We start from the raw sequence: 17,711 nt of genomic DNA, 5'->3' as shown, positions 1-17,711 counted from the left end.
GCGCTGTGCGGGGCGGGGCCGGGGGGCCGTAGGGTGGGCGCGTTCCCGATGCGGAGCCCGATGCGGAGAAAGGCCGGTAGATGACTCTGAGTGCGGACGCCCCCCGCGTGGTCCTCGGCGTGAGCGGCGGGATCGCCGCGTACAAGGCGTGCGAGCTGCTGCGCCGCTTCACCGAGTCCGGCCACCAGGTCACCGTGGTGCCGACCGCGGCCGCGCTGCACTTCGTCGGCGAGGCGACCTGGGCCGCGCTGTCCGGCCGCCCGGCCGCCACCGAGACCTGGGAGCGCGTGCACGAGGTGCCGCACGTGCGGATCGGGCAGCAGGCCGACCTGGTCGTGGTCGCCCCGGCCACCGCCGACCTGATCGCCAAGGCCGCCCACGGCCTCGCCGACGACCTGCTGACCAACACCCTGCTCACCGCCCGCTGCCCGGTGGTGCTGGCGCCCGCCATGCACACCGAGATGTGGGAGCACCCGGCCACCCGGGACAACGTCGCCACGCTGCGCCGCCGGGGCGTGATCGTGCTGGAGCCGGCCGTCGGGCGGCTGACCGGCAAGGACACCGGCAAGGGCCGGCTGCCCGAGCCCTCCGCGATCTTCGAGGCGTGCAAGGCCGTGCTGCGCCGCGGCGGGCCGGTGCCGACCGACCTGGCCGGCCGGCACGTGGTGGTCTCGGCCGGCGGCACCCGGGAGCCGCTGGACCCGGTGCGCTACCTCGGCAACCGCTCCTCCGGCAAGCAGGGCTACGCGCTCGCCGTGACGGCCGCGGCGCGCGGGGCCCGGGTGACGCTGCTCTCGGCCAACGCCGAGCTGCCGGACCCGGCCGGGGTGGACGTGGTGCACGTCTCGACCGCGCTGGAGCTGCGCGAGGCGGCGCTGGAGGCGGTCAAGGACGCGGACGCCGTGGTGATGGCCGCGGCGGTGGCGGACTTCCGGCCCGCCGAGTACGCCACCGGCAAGATCAAGAAGGTCGAGGGGGTCGAACCGGCCGCGGTCGCGCTGGTCCGCAATCCGGACATCCTGGCCGAGCTCTCGGCCCACCGGGCCCGTTCGGGCCAACTGGTGGTGGGTTTCGCGGCGGAGACGGACGACGTGCTCGCCAACGGCCGCGCCAAGCTCGCGCGCAAGGGCTGTGACCTGCTGGTCGTGAACGAGGTCGGCAACGGCAAGGCCTTCGGCACGGACGTCAACGAGGCCGTGGTGCTGGGCTCGGACGGCAGCGAGACGGCCGTTCCGGTGGGCCCGAAGGAGGCGCTCGCGGACGTGGTCTGGGACCTGGTCGCAAAGCGGCTGGAAACAGGCGGCAACTGATCGGATTCGCTCGCGCGGCGGTCGAGAAATCCTGAAGCGGGTGACGTTCGGCGGAACCAGACCGTTAGACTCCAGGAATCAAGTCTTTCCGGAGTTCCCCGGTACGAGCCGGGGAACTTCAGTCAGCAGCCGCTGCAACCCCAGGGAGCGCTGTGTCTCGCCGCCTGTTCACCTCGGAGTCCGTGACCGAGGGACACCCCGACAAGATCGCTGACCAGATCAGCGACACCATCCTTGACGCTCTCCTGCGGGAGGACCCGACGTCCCGGGTCGCCGTGGAGACGCTCATCACTACCGGCCAGGTGCACGTGGCCGGCGAGGTGACCACCAAGGCGTACGCGCCGATCGCCCAGCTCGTCCGGGACAAGATCCTGGAGATCGGCTACGACAGCTCCAAGAAGGGCTTCGACGGCGCCTCCTGCGGCGTGTCGGTGTCCATCGGTGCCCAGTCGCCCGACATCGCGCAGGGCGTCGACACCGCGTACGAGGCACGGGTCGAGGGTTCCACCCAGGGGGACGGCGCTGACGACCTGGACAAGCAGGGCGCCGGTGACCAGGGCCTGATGTTCGGCTACGCGTCCGACGAGACGCCCGAGCTCATGCCGCTGCCGATCACCCTGGCGCACCGCCTCTCCCGCCGCCTGACCGAGGTGCGCAAGAACGGGACCATCCCCTACCTGCGCCCCGACGGCAAGACCCAGGTCACCATCGAATACGACGGCGACAAGGCCGTCCGCCTCGACACCGTGGTCGTCTCCACCCAGCACGCCAGTGACATCGACCTGGAGTCGCTGCTCACCCCGGACATCCGCGAGTTCGTCGTCGAGCCGGAGCTGAAGGCGCTGGCCGAGCAGGGCATCAAGCTGACCACCGAGGGCTACCGCCTGCTGGTCAACCCGACCGGCCGCTTCGAGATCGGCGGCCCGATGGGCGACGCCGGCCTCACCGGCCGCAAGATCATCATCGACACCTACGGCGGCATGGCCCGCCACGGTGGCGGCGCCTTCTCCGGCAAGGACCCGTCCAAGGTGGACCGCTCGGCCGCGTACGCGATGCGCTGGGTGGCGAAGAACATCGTCGCCGCCGGCCTCGCCCGCCGCGCCGAGGTGCAGGTCGCGTACGCGATCGGCAAGGCCGAGCCGGTCGGCCTGTTCGTGGAGACCTTCGGCACCGAGTCGGTGCCGGTCCTGGCGATCCAGAAGGCCGTCTCCGAGGTCTTCGACCTCCGCCCGGCCGCGATCATCCGCGACCTGGACCTGCTGCGCCCGATCTACTCCCAGACCGCCGCGTACGGCCACTTCGGCCGTGAGCTGCCGGACTTCACCTGGGAGCGCACCGACCGCGTGGAGCAGCTGAAGGCCGCCGTCCAGGACTGACGTCCTGCGCCCGGTGCCCGAGCGCCGGCCCGTAGCGTTCTGACGCTCGGCCCGTAGCGCCCGGAAGCGGCGCCCGTCCCCGTTCGGGGGTGGGCGCCGCTTCGTGCATTGTCGGTGTGACCTGGTAGTACTTGGTGGCGATGAGCAGCACAGGGGAGAACGGGGCCGCCGAGCCGGAGCAGCTGGCGTTCATCCGGGAGACGGTCAAGCGGGCCAAGCCGCGCACCTGGCACGGGGCCAAGCGGGCCGAGCACCTGCCGGTGGCCCGGGTCGTGGTGGACAAGGGCGTGCTCACCATCGACAAGTTCTTCGACTACGCGGTGCCGGCCGCCATGGCCGAGGAGGCCCAGCCCGGGGTGCGGGTGCGGGTGCGGTTCGGGGCGCGGGTGGTGAAGGGCCAGCGCGAGGGCGGGGAACTGCACGACGGGTTCATCGTCGCCCGGCTGGAGAAGAGCGACTTCGCCGGCCCGCTCGCCCCGCTGGCCCAGGTGCTCTCGCCCGAGCCGGTGCTCACCCCGCAGCTGCTGCGGCTGTGCCGGACCGTCGCCGACCGGTACGCCGGGACGCTGGCCGACGTGCTCCAGCTGGCCGTCCCGCCCCGGCACGCCAAGGCCGAGGCCGAACCCTCGCCCCCGCCGCTGCCGCGCCCGGCCGCCCCGGCCCCCGGCGGCTGGCAGCGCTACCCCGCCGGGCCCGACTTCCTCGCCTCGCTCACCGCCGGCGGCTCGCCGCGCGCGGTCTGGGCGGCGCTGCCCGGGCCCGGCTGGCCGTACGAGATCGCACGCGCCGTGGCCGCGACCCTGGCGGGCGGGCGCGGGGCGCTGGTCGTGCTCCCGGAGGGGCGCTCGGTGGCCCGGGTCGACCAGGCGCTGACCGAACTGCTCGGCCCCGGGGCGCACGTGGCGCTGGAGGCCGACCTCGGCCCGCGCGAGCGGTACAAGCGCTGGCTCGCGGTGAGCCGGGGCTCGGTGCGCGCCGTGATCGGGACCAGGGCCACCATGTTCGCGCCGGTCCGGGACCTCGGGCTGGTCGTCGTCTGGTCGGACGGCGACGGCAGCCACAGCGACCCGCGCGCCCCGCACCCGCACGTGCGCGAGGTGGCGCTGCTGCGGGCCGCCGACGAGGGCGCCGCGGTGCTGCTCGGCGGGCACGCGGTGACGGTGGAGGGCGCGCAGCTGGTCAGCACCGGCTGGGCGCGCCCGCTGGTCGCGGACCGCGAGACGGTGCGGCAGGCCGCGCCCCGGGTGCGGACCGTCACCGACCAGGACCAGCACCGGGACGCCGCCGCCCAGGCCGCCCGGCTGCCCTCGGTGGCCTGGGAGGCCGCTCGGGAGTCGCTGGCCGCCGGGCACCCGGTGCTCATCCAGGTGCCCCGGCGCGGCTACGTGCCCCGGCTGGCCTGCGGGCGCTGCCGGACCCCCGCCCGCTGCCGGCGCTGCGAGGGGCCGCTGGAGGCGCCCTCGGCGGACGCCACGCTGTGCTGCGCCTGGTGCGGGGAGCCGGAGAACGACTGGCACTGCCCCGAGTGCGGGTCCTTCCGGCTGCGGGCCCAGGTGGTCGGGGCCCGGCGGACGGCGGAGGAGCTGGGCAAGGCGTTCCCGCGCATCCCGGTGCGGACCTCGGGCCGGGATGCGGTGCTGGCCACCGTGCCGGACGAACCCTCCCTGGTGATCTCCACGCCCGGAGCGGAACCGGTGGTCGAGGGCGGCGGCGGGTACGGGGCCGTGCTGCTGCTGGACGGCTGGGCGCTGCTCGGCCGGCCGGACCTGCGGGCGGGGGAGGAGACGCTGCGGCTCTGGCTCACGGCGGCCGCGCTGGCGCGGCCCTCGACGGAGGGCGGGACGGTGGTCGTGGTCGCCGAGCCCTCGGCCCGTCCGGTGCAGGCACTGGTCCGGTGGGACCCGCTGGGGCACGCCGGGCTGGAACGGGACGAACGGGCGCAGCTGCACTTCCCGCCGGTGTCCCGGATGGCCTCGGTGAGCGGCAGCCCCTCGGCGGTCGCGGACCTGCTGAACCTGATCCGGCTGCCGGAGGAGGCGGACGTGCTCGGGCCGGTGCCCTCGCCGGCGCTGCGGGGGGAGGAGCAGGAGCGGGCGCTGCTGCGGGTGCCGCCCGGGCAGGGGGCCGCGCTGGCGGCGGCGCTCAAGGCGGCGCAGATCGCGCGGATCGCGCTGCGGACGGCGGAGCCGGTGCGGGTGCGGGTGGATCCGACGGACATCGGCTGAGACGGACATCGGCTGAGGGGCGGGGGTCGGGGGCTTCGGGGGCTCGCGGGTGGGTGCGTCGCGTTCGGGGGCTTGGGGACCGGCGGCCCGGCGGGGCGGGGTGAGTGGGCCACCCCGCCCCGGACGGCCCGGGTGCGTGGCTCGGTCAGCCGCGCAGCGGGATGCCGGGTCGGTCCGCCTGGGGGCGGTCGACGGGGGTGCTGCGGTCGGTCGTGGTGCGGTCGACGGGGGTGCGGTCGATCGTGCTGCGGTCGATGCCGGTGCGGTCCAGCGGGCCCCGGTCCAGCGCGCCCCGGTCGATGCCGGCGCGGTCGATGCTGGTTCGGTCGATGGGCGTGCGGTCGATCGTGGTGCGGTCCATCGGCGTGCGGTCGATGCCGGTGCGGTCGATCGTGGCGCGCTCCAGGGCGCGACCGTCCAGGCCGCCCTGGCGGGCCGCCGGGACGGTCGTGGCCAGTCCGGTGCGCTCGGTGCCCGTGGGCAGGTCCTCGGAGCGGTCCGGACGGGCCTGGCCCGGGACGGCGCCGCTCGCGGCGAGGAGTTCGCTGGTCGGCCGGCGCATCCCGTAGCGCCGGTGCACCGCCTGCTTGGTGACCCCGAGGGCGGAGCCCACCGAGTCCCAGGAGAACCCCAGCGCCCGGTCGAACTCGACCGCCGCCGCCACCAGGGTCTCCACGCTCTCCCGCAGCTCCTGTGCCAGGCGCACGGTCGGCGCCGGCGCCCGCCCGTACACCACGAAGCCGGCCGAGGTGCTCGGTCGGCGCGGACGGTAAACGTTGCCCAGTTGAGCGGTGAGCGTCCGCAGCGCGTCGACCTGCCGCCTCACCCGCTCGATGTCCCGCACCAGCAGGTGCAGGCTCGCCCGCGCCCGGGCGTCGTGGTTGATCTGCTCGGCCATGGCCTACGTGCCACCTTCCGTACGGTTCAGCTCGGCCGGGACGCGGTGTCCCGTTGCGCCCGGCCCCGGTCAATCTCTCTTGACCAACGCCGAAGCGGGGGCCGGGGTAACGCGGCTCGGCACAGTCGGGGCGTGCCGGGCGGCGATCCGGCGGCGATCCGGTGCTGATCCGGCGCCGGTCCGGGCCCTGAGGCGGTGCCGGTCCGGTGCCGGTCCGGACTCCGGGGAAGCCCTCGGCGGGCGGCCGCGCGGGTTGCATAGACTGGCGGGTGAACCAGCCGCCGACCGCAGCCCGCGCCCCTACGGACAGGAGCCCGTACCCCGTGGCGATCCAGCCGATCCGTCTCTTCGGAGACCCCGTCCTGCGGTCCACCGCCCAGCCGGTGACCACCTTCGACAAGGAACTGCGCAAGCTGGTCGGCGACCTCACCGACACCATGCTGGACGCCCCCGGCGCCGGCCTCGCCGCGCCGCAACTCGGCGTCTCGCTGCGGGTGTTCACGTACCACGTGGACGGCGTCACCGGGCACCTGATCAACCCGGACCTGTCGCTGAGCGAGGAGGAGCAGGACGGCCCCGAGGGCTGCCTGTCGCTGCCGGGCCTGCGCTACGACACCACGCGCGCGTACGGCGTGGTGGCCAAGGGCTTCAACATGTACGGCGATCCGGTGACGGTGGAGGGCACGCGGTTGCTCGCCCGGTGCATCCAGCACGAGACCGACCACCTGGACGGCATCATCTTCATCGACCGGCTGGACCGCGAGCAGCGCAAGGCCGCGCTGAAGGCGATCCGGGAGGCGGACTGGGGCGCCGGGCCGGCCCCGGTGGTCAAGGTCTCGCCGCACAGCACCTTCGGTTCCGCCCGCTGAGTCCGGTCGGTTCCGGCGGTCTTCCCCGGTCGTTGTCGGTCTTCGTTGGTTTCTTGAACTTCCGTTTGCAGAAAGGCACTTGATGCGTCTCGTCTTCGCCGGCACCCCCGAGGTCGCCGTTCCCGCCCTGGACGCCCTGCTCGCCTCGGACCGGCACGAGGTCGTCGCCGTGGTCACCCGCCCCGACGCCCCGGCCGGGCGCGGGCGCAAGCTGGTCGCCAGCCCCGTCGCCCAGCGCGCCGAGGAGGCCGGGATCGAGGTCCTCAAGCCGGCGAAGCCCAGCGACCCGGACTTCGTCGCCCGGCTCACCGAACTCGCCCCCGACTGCTGCCCGGTGGTCGCCTACGGCGCGCTGCTGCGCCCCGGCACCCTGGAGATCCCCAAGCACGGCTGGGTCAACCTGCACTTCTCGCTGTTGCCCGCCTGGCGCGGCGCGGCCCCGGTCCAGCACGCGGTGCTGGCCGGCGACGAGGTCACCGGCGCGTCCACCTTCCTGATCGAGCAGGGCCTGGACTCCGGCCCGGTCTATGGCGTGATCACCGAGGAGATCCGCCCGACCGACACCAGCGGCGAGCTGCTCACCCGGCTCTCCCTCTCCGGTGCGCGGCTGCTCGCGGCCACCATGGACGGCATCGAGGACGGCTCCCTGCACGCCGTGCCGCAGCCCGCCGAGGGCGTCACGCTCGCGCCGAAGATCAGCGTCGAGGACGCGCGGATCGACTGGAGCCACCCCGCGCTGCGGATCGACCGGGTGGTGCGCGGCTGCGCGCCGGCGCCGGGGGCCTGGACGGAGTTCCGGGGCGAGCGGGTGAAGGTCACCGGGCCGGTCAGGCTGCTGCCGGACTCCACCGAGCTGGCGCCGGGCGAGGTCGCGATGGCGGGCAAGAACAGCGTCCGGGTCGGGACCGGCAGCCACGACATCGAGCTCGGGGAGGTGCGTCCGCAGGGGAAGAAGGAGATGCGGGCCGCCGACTGGGCCCGGGGCGCGCGCCTGGAGGCGGGGGAGCGCTTCGGGGGCTGACGCTCCGGTTTGGCGCTACTGTTCGTTTGAGATCGTCCGTGTTCGTTCGACTTCGTTGTCGTCCGATTGCGTTGTCGTCCGAGTTCGTTGCTAACCACCGTTCGTTGATAACCACCGCAGCACCTTGAGGCACCTGTGACCACCCCCAGCGCCAAGCGCGCCCCCCGCCCGCACCGCCGCCCGAAGAAGGACCCGGCCCGGATCGTCGCGTTCCGCGCGCTGCGTGCCGTCGACGAGCGCGACGCGTACGCCAACCTGATCCTGCCCTCGCTGCTCCGCGAGGCCGAGCAGAAGGGCATGGACCGGCGCGACGCCGCCCTCGCCACCGAGCTGGTCTACGGCACCCTGCGCCTGCAGGGCACCTACGACGCGGTCATCGCCGCCTGCATCGACCGGCCGCTCGGCAAGGTCGATCCGCCGGTGCTGGACGTGCTCTCGCTCGGCGCCCACCAGCTGCTCACCACCCGCATCCCCAGCCACGCGGCCGTCTCGGCGACCGTCGAGCTGGCCCGGGTGGTGCTCGGCGACGGCAAGGCCAAGTTCGTCAACGCCGTGCTGCGCCGGATCAGCGCCCACGACCTGGACGCCTGGATCGAGAAGGTCGCCCCGCCGTACGACAAGGACGCCGAGGACCACCTGGCGGTCGTGCACTCGCACCCGCGCTGGGTGGTCTCCGCGCTCTGGGACTCGCTCGGCCGCTGGCAGCCGGACGCCTCCGGGCGCGCCGCGATGGAGGAGCTGCTGCGGGCCGACAACGAGCGGCCCGAGGTCACCCTGGTCGCCCGCCCCGGCCGGGCCACCGTCGACGAGCTGGCCGACGCGCTCCCCGAGGCCGAACCGGGCCGCTGGTCCCCGTTCGCCCTGCGGCTCGCCGAGGGCGGCGACCCGGGTGCGGTCGCGGCGGTCCAGGAGAACCGGGCGGGCGTGCAGGACGAGGGCAGCCAGCTGGTCGCGCTGGCACTGGCCGCGGCGCCGCTGGACGGGCCGGACCGGCTCTGGCTGGACGGCTGCGCGGGCCCCGGCGGCAAGGCCGCGCTGCTCGGCGCGCTGGCCGCCGAGCGGGGCGCGGCGCTGGTCGCGAGCGAGAAGCAGCCGCACCGGGCCCGGCTGGTGGCACGGGCGCTGGCGGGCAACCCCGGCCCGTACACCGTGATCGCGGCCGACGGGACGCGCCCGGCCTGGCGGTCCGAAGGCTTCGACCGGGTGCTGGTCGACGTGCCGTGCTCCGGCCTCGGCGCGCTGCGCCGTCGCCCGGAGGCGCGCTGGCGGCGCCGGCCGGCGGACATCGCGGCCTTCGGCCCGCTCCAGCGGGACCTGCTGCGTTCGGCCATCGAGGCCACCCGGGTCGGCGGCGTGGTCGGCTACGCGACCTGCTCACCGCACCTCGCGGAGACCCGGGCGGTCGTGGACGACGTGCTGCGGGCCGAGGGCGGCCGGGTCGAGTGGATCGACGCGCGCCCGCTGCTGCCCGGCGTCCCGGCGCTCGGCGACGGCCCGGACGTGCAGCTGTGGCCGCACCTGCACGGGACGGACGCGATGTACCTGGCGCTGCTGCGGCATACCGCCTGACGGCGGGGTACCGATGCCGCCTCCCCGGTCGGGGTCGCATCCCCGGTCGGGGTCGTCGCTTCGGTCGGGGTCGTCGCTTCGGTGGGGAGGCCGGCCGGTCGGCTCCGGCAGGTGAACCGCCGCCTGTCCGGGCGGGGTTGACGCGGCGTCGGATGTCGGCTTCCATGGCTGCTGTGTAGCCGCTCGGCTGCATGATCTTTGGGGGGCAGGCTTCGTCGCGTCGAGCGGCGGAAGCCGGGGAAGCAACCCCACAAGACATGCGGCGCGATGCGGCTGTTTCGTTGTGTGGAGTCGGATCCTCGGCGCTGCCCTCCCCGGCTGTGGGAGGCGGCAGTGTCATCGGAGATTCGACGTTCGACGGGGGAGCCTGCCGGTTCGCGGGGTGACGGTGGTGCCGGGACGGACGGCCGCGCGCTCGATCTGATCGCCCTGATGTCGATCCTGGCGGTGTGCACCCTGATCTGCCTGCTGGCCGGTACGGGGGCGCTCCAGGCGGTCATCGGCGCGGCGGGCATCCTGTTCGCCGCCTGGCGGACACCGCGGCGCTCCGGGCGGGAGGAGGGGCGTCGGCGCGGGCCCCGTGGGTGAGACGGGGGCGGCCGCGGCCGTGGGCGGCTTGCATCTCCCGTAGGGGGAGGTAGCAGGGTGGTGGCCATGAACGGCGACGCGCTCTGGACGATCGGTGAGCTGGCCCGGCGCACGGGGCTGACGGTCAAGACCGTCCGCTTCTACTCGGACCAGGGGATCGTGTCGCCGGCCGACCGCAACCCGGCCGGCCACCGGCGGTACGGCCCCGAGGCCGTCGCGCGCCTCGAACTGGTCCGCACCCTGCGGGAACTCGGGCTCGGACTGCCCGCGATCCGACGGGTGGTGGAGCGTGAACTGACGCCGGCCGACGTCGCCGCCGCGCAGGCGGAGGCGATCGACCTCCAGATCCGGGTGCTGCGGCTGCGGCGGGCGGTGCTCGGGGCGGTGGCCCGGCTCGGTTCCACACCTGAGGAGTTGACGCTCGTGCACCGGTTGGCCCGGCTCACGGAGGATGAACGGGGACGCCTGATCGGGGAGTTCCTGACGGGGGTGTTCGGCGGGATCGAAGACGGCGGGGTCGGGGGCGGCGGGGGCGGGGGCGGCGGGCGGTTCGCCGCGGTGGCGCGCTCGTTGACGCCGGAGCTGCCGGAGGAGCCGTCGGTCGAACAGGTCGAGGCCTGGGTGGAGTTGGCGCAGCTGGCGGGGGACGCCGGGTTCCGGGCGCTGCTGCGCGGGCTCGCCGAGGCGGAGGCCGCGGAGGCGGCCGGCACGGGGCTGCCGAGGCCCGGACTGGCGGTGGCGGTGCGGGAGTTGGCCGGGCCGGCGGTCGCGGCCGGGGTGGAGCCCGGGTCGGCGGAGGCGGCGGCGGTCGTCGCGGTGCTGGTGGAGCGGTACGGGCGGTGCTGCGCGGGGGCGGTGCCGGGGGATGCCGGGGCGGTGCGCGACCGGTTGACGGAGCGGCTGGGGGCGATGGCCGATCCGCGGCGGGAGCGGTACCTGGAGCTGCTGGCGGTGGTCAACGGTTGGGCCGCGCCCGAGAGTTGGGCGGCCGAGGTGGACTGGGCGGTGCGCGCGGTGGCGTGAGTCGGGGCTGCTCGGCGGCGGGGTGGCGAGGAGGTGAGGCGGTGGGGCCGTGGGGCGGTGGGTCTGTACGGCTACCGGCGGGTGGGGCCGGAGAAGGTGGTGAGGAAGGCGTGGGCCTGGGCGCGGAGGTGGTCGACCGGCGGGTCCTCGCAGATCACCTCCAGGCCGAGCCCGGTCGCCCGGCCCAGGTCGTAGTAGGACTGGTAGGCGAGGTACGGGCGGTGGTCGTCGGTGGGGTCGAGGCCGACGGCGAAGGTCGCGAAGTGGGGCTGCGGCCCGCCCGGGGCGGGGGCCGGCCCGCTGCGGGAGAGCTGCCACTCGAACTCGTACGGCTCGGGTTCGGCGGGCAGGTCCAGCAGGGCCTGGGCGAGCCGGCGGACCTCGTCCGGGTTCGCGAAGGGGATCGACTCCGACGAGGAGGGGGCCGAGGCGAGCAGTTCCCAGGCGTCGCCGTTGTGGCCGACGGTCAGGGCCCACTCGCCGCTCGGGTCCTGCCAGCGGCAGCTGATGATCGGGTCCACGGCGGTCAACCTCCCTGTGGCGCTGGATCGTTCGTACCTCATCATGGTGGCACACCGGTCGCTGCGGGGGCTTCGGCCGCGAGCCGTCCTCGGGCCCGTTGCCAGGCTTCCTGGAGCGTGCGGCAGCCGTGGCCCGCTCCGGGTGCGCCCTGCGGGGCGGGTCGGTCAGCCGGTCAGTCGGCGGCGGGGGCCGGGTGCCAGGGGCGGTCGGGGCGGGTCTGGACCGGGGCGGAGGTGAGGCGCAGCGCGTACACCTCGCGGTCGGTGGCCTCGTACGGGACCTGGCCGAGGTACTCGTGGCCGGTCAGGTGGCACCAGGCGGGGAGGTCGAGCGGGGCGGCGGGGTCGGTGGTGTGGATGTGGACCACCGCGCCGGCGGGGAGGTGCGCGATCCGGGCGCGCAGCCGGAGCAGGAGCTGGACGCAGAGCAGGCCGGTACCGTCGATGGTGAGGTCGGGGGCGTTCGGGGCGTCGGGGGCGACGGTTTCGGGGGCGGTCATCGGGGCGTCTCCTGGGTGATGCGCCAGAGGCGGCGGGGCAGTTCGCCCTCCTCGAAGGGGTGGACGTCGGTCAGGTGCCAGCCTTCGGCGAGCCTGTCCACCAGCTCGCGGGGGAAGAAGTGGACGGCGAAGCCGCCGTGCTCCCAGATGTCGTCCCCGTGGCCGGTGCCGGCGCCGTAGTGGGCGTCGCCGGTGTGGCGGACGGTGTGGACGAGGGTGCCGCCCGGGCGCAGGACCCGGCGGACCTCGGCGACGAGCGCCTCGATCTCCCCGGTGGAGAGCGCCATGCAGAGCAGCATGTGGGCGAAGACCGCGTCGACGGAGGCGTCGGGGAGGGGCAGCGGGTCGCGGACGTCGTGGGTGAGGACCGAGAGCCGGTCGGCCAGGCCCTGGTCCGCCGCGGTGGCGCGCAGCTGCTCCAGGCCGGTCGGGCTGAAGTCGGCGGCCAGCACGCGGAAACCCGCCCGGGCGAAGTGCAGCGCGTCGCGTCCGTGACCGGCGCCGAGTTCCAGCACCTCCCGGGCCCCGGCGGCGGCGAACACTCCGGCGGCGTACTCGGCGGGGGCGGAAGGCCGCTCGCCGTACATCCCCGGGTTGGCGGTGTAGGTCTGCTGCCAGTGCGCGCGTTGGGCGTCCGCGAGGGCGCGCTCCGGGCCGGGCCCGGTGTCGGGGGTGTCGGTCATGGTGCGGCCCTTCGCGGGGTGGGGTGGTGCGGGTAGCGCCGGTTGTTGCGGATGGCACGGGAGGTGCCCCATGGTGCGGGGCCAGCCTAGGACGTGGGCTCGGGTGGAGGGTGTGGCGGGGTACGGAAGGTCGTGCGCGGGGGCGGTGAGGCGGGCGGATCAGCCGAGGTGCCGGCCCGGGGCGGTGCCGCCGAGGCGGGTGAGCAGGGTGGACAGCCGGCCGAGGTCCTCGGCGCTCCACTGCTCGGCCGCGAAGTGTTCGGCGGCGACCTTGCGGGCGGTGTACAGCATCTCGGCGAGCCGCTCGCGGCCGGTCGGAGTGAGGGCGGCGTAGGTGACCCGGGCGTCGCGGGCGGCGGCCTCGCGGGCGACCAGGCCGATCCGCTCCAGCGGTGCGAGGCCGCGGGTCACGCCGGAGGCTGTGAGCCCGAGGGCCTCGGCGAGGTCGACCCGGCGCATCCGGCCGCCGGGGGCCTGGGAGAGGTGGAGCAGCATGGTGAAGTCGGCCAGGCTGACGCCGTGCAGGCGGCTGAGGCCCGCGTCGAAGCGCTTGACCACGGCGGTCTGGGCGCGGACCAGCCGCAGGGCGGTGTCGAGGGGATCGGGGCTCGGGTTCGTCGCGGCCGGTGCGGTCGCGGCCCGGTCCACCTGGTCCGGCTGCTGCTGGTCTGAACGCTGATGGTCTGGACGCTCTGTCATTGCCACCTCCTTGACTGCTCAAGTATAGCGCTAGGGCGAGCCGTCAAGGAGGTGGCGGAGGGGGAGGGGAGGGGTGGGTCAGTGCGCGGTGTTGGCGGCGCGGCGCTGACGCTTGCCGAGCGGGGCCTGGGAGAGGTCCTCGGCCTGGGAGCGGAGGTTCTTGTAGCCGTAGCCGCGTTCGGTGAGCCAGTCCCGCGCCGACTGCTCGGCCCGCTCGGTGGCCTCCAGGATGTCCTCCTCGGCCTCGCCCTCGTCGAGGAAGCGGAAGGTGAAGGCGGCCCGGGCGGAGAGGTCGTAGCTGAGGTGGCCCTCGCGGGTGAAGGCGGCGCGCAGCACGTCGTGCTCGGGGGCGGCGGCGAGTAGTTCGGCACGCTGGTCGGCGGTGAGGCCGTCGAAGACGCCGCGCACCATGATGCGGAAGGTTCGAGTGGTCATCCCCCGACCATAGGCAGTGCGGGCCGCCGACCGCCAACGTGATTCCTGGGCCGGGCGCTTCTCGGTGACGGTCGGTGGTCGCGGGCCTCCTTGGGTGCCCGTAGGTGGTCGTCGGGTGGTCGCCGGTGGTGGTGGGCGCCGGTCAGGCGGGGGTGAGTACTTCGGCGAGCTCGTCCGCGTACCGGGTGAGCCGGTCGAGCCCGGGGCCTCCTCGGGCGCGCCGGAAGCCGCGCCGCCGACCGTGGAAGGCGGCCTGGACGGCGTGGAGTTGGGTCCAGCGGCGGAGGCGTTCGCGGTCCAGCTCGGCGGCCTCGGCGAAGACGTCGAGCGCGCGGAGGAGAGCGCGCTGCCGGTCCGGCGCGTCGAGCAGCGTCAGGGCGTGGACCTTGAGCAGCGTACCGCCGTCGTAGGCGCGGTCTCCCACGTACCCCTTGGGGTCCACGGCCAGCCAGGGTTCGCGCTCCGCCCGCAGGATGTTGCGGGGGTGGAGGTCCCCGTGGACGAGCACGTCCGGCTGGGTGCGGGCGAGTTCGCGGACGGTGGCGAGGGCGGCGCCGACCGTGCGGGCCGGCAGGGGGTGGGAGAGGGAGGCCGCGTCGGCGCGCAGGGCGGCCTCCCATTCCGCGGCCTGCTCGCTCAGCCGGGGCAGGCCCGGGGGCGCCGGGACGGCGAGCCGCCGGCTGAGCCGCCCGGCGACCGTCGGCACCTCGTCGCCGTCCCGGACCTCCGCGAGAGTGGTCGGGCTCGCCCGTTCGAGCAGCATCGCGAAGCGCTCGTCGTCCCGTTCGTAGAGCCGGACGGCGCCCCGGCCCGCCCACACCGCGAAGGCGTCCGGCTCGTGCACGTTGCCGGGGTGGGGGAACGAGACCTTCAGTACGGCCACGCGCTCGGCCGCCTGCCGGACCGGGAGGATCAGGCCGACCCCGCCGTGGGTGGCGGCGCCGTCCGGCACGCAGCCCCAGCGTTCCAGCAGCTCGGCGGCGAGGCCGGGGAGTTCGGCGATCCAGGCCGCGCCGGGGGCTCCCTCACGGTCGATGGTGGTGCGGGCGAGCCCGCCGGGGATGCTGATCATCTGCTTCCTTTCGACGGTGGGGGGAGGGCGCTGGTGTGGCTTGCCGGTTCGGTCCGGTCCGGTCGGGCTCAGGGGGCGAAGGGGCCGAAGGTCGTGGCGGCGAGGCGGAGCGCCGGTGCCGGGGTGCCGCTCCCGGCGCCGACGGAGTAGACCAGCCGCCTGCGCAGGTCCGGGGTGGTGAAGACGCCGTCGGAGTACCCGAGGTCGTGCCCGGTCTTGCCCCAGAGCACCGTGCCGTCCTGCAGCGGGACGGCCATCAGTCCGGCGCTGTAGCAGGCCCGACCCTTGTCCGGACCGAACGGGCACTCGCCCGCTCCGCGTACGGGCACCAGCCGGCCGGAGGCGTCGCGCGGCAGGGTGAGCAGGTCGTGCAGCTGCTGCGGAGGCAGGAGTTCGCCGTCGAGCAGGGCGCGCAGGAACCTGTCCAGGTCGGCCGGGGTGGACACCATCGACTCCGGGTTGCCGCCCTGCTCGGAGACGTCCGTCGGGGTGTCGGCGCTGTCGGGGACGTAGCCGGCCAGGTGGGGCTCGGGCATCGCGGGCCTGCCCTCCGTCACCTCGGCGTGCCGCAGGCCGAGCGGCTTCAGGATGCGGGCCGTCACCTCCTCCCTGATCGTGTGCCCCGTCACCTGCTCGATGATCCGGCCCGCCACCCGGTAGTTGAAGTTGTTGTACTCCTGCTCGATGCCCGGATCGAAGGCCGGGCCGGCCTCGGGCAGGCCGCGCTCCGGGTGGGGCCGGAGCGTCCGCTGGACGACCAGGTCGAGCGTCTCGATCGCGAAGCGGTTGGCGATCATGCCGTCGCGCTTCTCCAGCTCGGTGCCCTCGAGTTCCGGGCCCTCGACGGCCTGCGGAAGTCCGCTGGTGTGGTCGAGGAGTTGACGGACGGTGATCGGCAGCGTGAAGCTCGCGGGCAGCGTGCCGGGCAGGTACTGCTGGACGGTGCCGTCCAGGGAGATCCGCTGCTCGGCGGCGAGTTGGAGCAGCACCGCGGCGACGAAGGTCTTGTTGATGCTGCCGATCCGGAACGCCGCGTCCGGCGCCACCGGCCGCCCGCTCACCGGATCGTCGGCGCTGCCGCGCCAGACCAGGCCGTCGGCCGTCACCCGGGCGACCGCGCCCGCCACCCGGTCGCCCGGCCGGGCGGCGATCGCGGCGTCGAGGGCGGCCGGATCGAGGGCAGCCGGACCGAGAGTGGCCGGAGCAGGCGTGGCGGCGAAGGCGGGTGCGGTGGATGCGGACGCCGCCGCGAGGAGCAGGGCGGCGAGGCCCCGCGCGAGGGTGGCGGGTTTGCTGACGGCCATGTGCCCTCCGAAGCGGGTGGGACGGCTGTGGGGCGGAGCGATCTGCCCTGGAGAACACGCGGCTGACGGTCATTCAGTTGCACACGACCGGTGCGAAGGCGGAGAGCGCGGGCACGGAACACGGTGGGGACTCCCTTCCGCGGCGGCCCGGGTGGCCACCGTCGCGATGCCCCCAAGAGTGATCGCCGGAAGCCCCTTCGCGCATGTGCCGTTCGGCAGGAATCCGGCGGGAAAGCGGCCGGGCCTCCCCTGCCGATCGGCAGGGGAGGCCCGGGGTGCGGACGCGGACCACACGGGAGGCGGGACGCGACAGCGATTGGGGGAGCGCCGGCTACACCCGCGCCGGCAGCCGGGTGCAGACCGCCCCCGCCACCAGCGGAGCGGGCTCGGCGCCCAGGACGCCGAGGGTGAAGGTGGTGGTCAGCGCGCTGATGTCGCGGGACTCGCGGAGCAGCAGGTGGTTGGCGCCCGGGGCCTCGTACCGCGCGAGGTCCGGGGCGACCCGCCGGGCGCGCAGCGCGTACTCCAGGGACTGGGTGGCGCTGGCCGAGCTGTGGTCCCCGGTGCCGTGGACGATCAGCACCCGCCGCCCGGCCAGCTGGTCGACCGGGTCGCCGCTGGGCAGCCACGGCGCGATCCCGGCCACGCCGACCACCGACGGGTGCCCGGCGCACCAGAAGGCGGCGCGCCCGCCCAGCGAGTTGCCGATCAGCACGACGGGTGCGCCCGGGTAGAGCCGGGCCAGCTCGTCGAGCGCCCAGCGGGTGTCGACGGCGGTGTCGGCGTCCGCGTCGTTCCAGCCGCCGTGGCGGTAGCGCAGCAGGTGCACCGCGAGGCCGTGCGGCCGGCCGCGGTCGGTGAGTTCGGTGGCCAGGTCCCGCAGGCCCAGCTCGGCGACCCGCATCGGTGCGCGCCGACTGCGGAGGAACCCGCCCGGCAGCAGCAGGGCGACGCCGGTGACCGGCTCCTCGCCCCGTCGTGGGGTCAGCTCTGCGGTGCGCGGACGCTGCGCTCGGAACACGCGAATTCCCTCCTGATGTGTACAGGCGGATTCTACGGTTCCGAGGAGGGGTCGCGGTGCGCGAGCAGGGACCACAGGACCCAGCCGGAGACCCGGGTGCGCTCCACCATGACCTTCGCCCAGCGGGCGCCGAGCGGTGAGGTCCAGGTGTCCACGACCTCGACCCGGTCACCCGAACGGGCGAGTCCGATGACGGTCTCCTCGCCGAAGTGGTCGACCCGGACGTTGGCGGCGTTGGCCGACACCTCCCACCAGCCCGCACCGGGCTCGGGCGGCAGGTCGGTGCCCGCCGTGACGGCCGTCGGGATCAGCAGGATGCCCAGCGCGACCACGGTGGCCGCCGCACGGCCGATCACGGCCACGGGGACCTCCGTGCGGTGCCGCGTACGGGCAGCGGTGGTGGCGTCGGGATCAGGGGAGGCATGTACAGCAGAACGAGCCGACCGGGCGTGCGCGTACAGTCCGGCGCCGAGGTTGACCCGGTCGGCGCAGCACGACGTGCGGACCCGGTGCCGCCGGTGCGCCGGCGGGCGCCCGACGCATGTCAACTGTCCGGCCGTAGCGCGGGGTTGGCGCGCCCTGGCGGGCGGCCGTCGA

17 protein-coding genes and 1 pseudogene are annotated in these 17,711 nt (G+C 74.9%); 8 read left to right on the top strand and 10 right to left on the bottom strand.

Annotated elements, in window-relative coordinates; translation table 11 throughout:
* Positions 1-80: 80 nt before the first annotated feature.
* From coaBC to ACWDD9_RS05160, 3 genes are all read left to right on the top strand, one after another.
* Positions 81-1,310 carry a bifunctional phosphopantothenoylcysteine decarboxylase/phosphopantothenate--cysteine ligase CoaBC gene (gene coaBC, locus ACWDD9_RS05170; protein ID WP_049651365.1) on the top strand — a complete coding sequence of 410 codons (1,230 nt, stop codon included), beginning with the start codon at positions 81-83 and terminating at the stop codon, positions 1,308-1,310.
* A gap of 152 nt (positions 1,311-1,462) precedes the next feature.
* Complete coding sequence (metK, locus tag ACWDD9_RS05165) at positions 1,463-2,686, top strand: methionine adenosyltransferase (protein ID WP_049651366.1); 1,224 nt, start codon at positions 1,463-1,465, stop codon at positions 2,684-2,686.
* A gap of 140 nt (positions 2,687-2,826) precedes the next feature.
* Positions 2,827-4,911: a primosomal protein N' gene (locus tag ACWDD9_RS05160; protein WP_117487140.1), complete on the top strand. Its 2,085-nt coding sequence runs from the start codon at positions 2,827-2,829 to the stop codon at positions 4,909-4,911.
* A 552-nt stretch (positions 4,912-5,463) separates the two neighbouring features.
* Here ACWDD9_RS05160 and ACWDD9_RS05155 read toward each other — a convergent pair.
* A pseudogene (locus tag ACWDD9_RS05155) lies at positions 5,464-5,809 on the bottom strand (hypothetical protein); the annotation flags it as partial.
* Between the two features lie 323 nt (positions 5,810-6,132).
* Between ACWDD9_RS05155 and def the strand changes: the two are divergent.
* From def to ACWDD9_RS05130, 5 genes are all read left to right on the top strand, one after another.
* Complete coding sequence (gene def, locus ACWDD9_RS05150; RefSeq protein WP_049659138.1) at positions 6,133-6,678, top strand: peptide deformylase; 546 nt, start codon at positions 6,133-6,135, stop codon at positions 6,676-6,678.
* Between the two features lie 82 nt (positions 6,679-6,760).
* Complete coding sequence (gene fmt, locus ACWDD9_RS05145) at positions 6,761-7,699, top strand: methionyl-tRNA formyltransferase (RefSeq protein WP_449810840.1); 939 nt, start codon at positions 6,761-6,763, stop codon at positions 7,697-7,699.
* A gap of 135 nt (positions 7,700-7,834) precedes the next feature.
* The gene (locus ACWDD9_RS05140) at positions 7,835-9,268 is read left to right on the top strand and encodes an RsmB/NOP family class I SAM-dependent RNA methyltransferase (RefSeq protein WP_449810839.1); all 1,434 of its coding nucleotides are present in this window, start codon (positions 7,835-7,837) and stop codon (positions 9,266-9,268) included.
* Positions 9,269-9,700: 432 nt separating this feature from the next.
* The gene (locus tag ACWDD9_RS05135) at positions 9,701-9,856 is read left to right on the top strand and encodes a hypothetical protein (RefSeq protein ID WP_158077698.1); all 156 of its coding nucleotides are present in this window, start codon (positions 9,701-9,703) and stop codon (positions 9,854-9,856) included.
* Positions 9,857-9,922: 66 nt separating this feature from the next.
* A complete protein-coding gene (locus tag ACWDD9_RS05130; protein WP_449810838.1) occupies positions 9,923-10,879 on the top strand; it encodes a MerR family transcriptional regulator in 957 nt (318 codons plus the stop codon).
* A 71-nt stretch (positions 10,880-10,950) separates the two neighbouring features.
* On the opposite strand, the gene ACWDD9_RS05125 is transcribed toward ACWDD9_RS05130, so the two are convergent.
* From ACWDD9_RS05125 to ACWDD9_RS05085, 9 genes are all read right to left on the bottom strand, one after another.
* A complete protein-coding gene (locus ACWDD9_RS05125) occupies positions 10,951-11,400 on the bottom strand; it encodes a hypothetical protein (protein WP_049654244.1) in 450 nt (149 codons plus the stop codon).
* A 173-nt stretch (positions 11,401-11,573) separates the two neighbouring features.
* On the bottom strand, positions 11,574-11,900 hold the full coding sequence (locus ACWDD9_RS05120) for a sulfurtransferase TusA family protein (RefSeq protein ID WP_449810837.1): 327 nt from the start codon (positions 11,898-11,900) through the stop codon (positions 11,574-11,576).
* Positions 11,897-12,583, bottom strand: coding sequence for a class I SAM-dependent methyltransferase (locus tag ACWDD9_RS05115; RefSeq protein ID WP_049654241.1), 687 nt, complete (start codon positions 12,581-12,583; stop codon positions 11,897-11,899). Before ACWDD9_RS05115 ends, ACWDD9_RS05120 begins: the two co-directional genes overlap by 4 nt.
* 159 nt (positions 12,584-12,742) lie before the next feature.
* The gene (locus tag ACWDD9_RS05110) at positions 12,743-13,282 is read right to left on the bottom strand and encodes a MarR family winged helix-turn-helix transcriptional regulator (RefSeq protein ID WP_380737445.1); all 540 of its coding nucleotides are present in this window, start codon (positions 13,280-13,282) and stop codon (positions 12,743-12,745) included.
* A 78-nt stretch (positions 13,283-13,360) separates the two neighbouring features.
* Positions 13,361-13,717: a DUF6204 family protein gene (locus ACWDD9_RS05105; RefSeq protein WP_074002403.1), complete on the bottom strand. Its 357-nt coding sequence runs from the start codon at positions 13,715-13,717 to the stop codon at positions 13,361-13,363.
* 142 nt (positions 13,718-13,859) lie between these two features.
* Complete coding sequence (locus ACWDD9_RS05100; protein WP_449810836.1) at positions 13,860-14,789, bottom strand: aminoglycoside phosphotransferase family protein; 930 nt, start codon at positions 14,787-14,789, stop codon at positions 13,860-13,862.
* Positions 14,790-14,857: 68 nt separating this feature from the next.
* Positions 14,858-16,093, bottom strand: coding sequence for a serine hydrolase domain-containing protein (locus tag ACWDD9_RS05095; protein ID WP_449810835.1), 1,236 nt, complete (start codon positions 16,091-16,093; stop codon positions 14,858-14,860).
* A gap of 331 nt (positions 16,094-16,424) precedes the next feature.
* Complete coding sequence (locus ACWDD9_RS05090; RefSeq protein WP_449810834.1) at positions 16,425-17,114, bottom strand: alpha/beta hydrolase; 690 nt, start codon at positions 17,112-17,114, stop codon at positions 16,425-16,427.
* 32 nt (positions 17,115-17,146) lie between these two features.
* Positions 17,147-17,476, bottom strand: a complete 330-nt coding sequence (locus ACWDD9_RS05085) for a hypothetical protein (protein WP_074002406.1) — start codon at positions 17,474-17,476, stop codon at positions 17,147-17,149.
* Positions 17,477-17,711: the final 235 nt, after the last annotated feature.

The sequence above is a fragment of the Kitasatospora sp. NPDC001119 genome (assembly GCF_053598475.1).
Note: the sequence above shows the minus strand (reverse complement) of the source record. Positions and strands in the feature narration are given on the sequence as shown.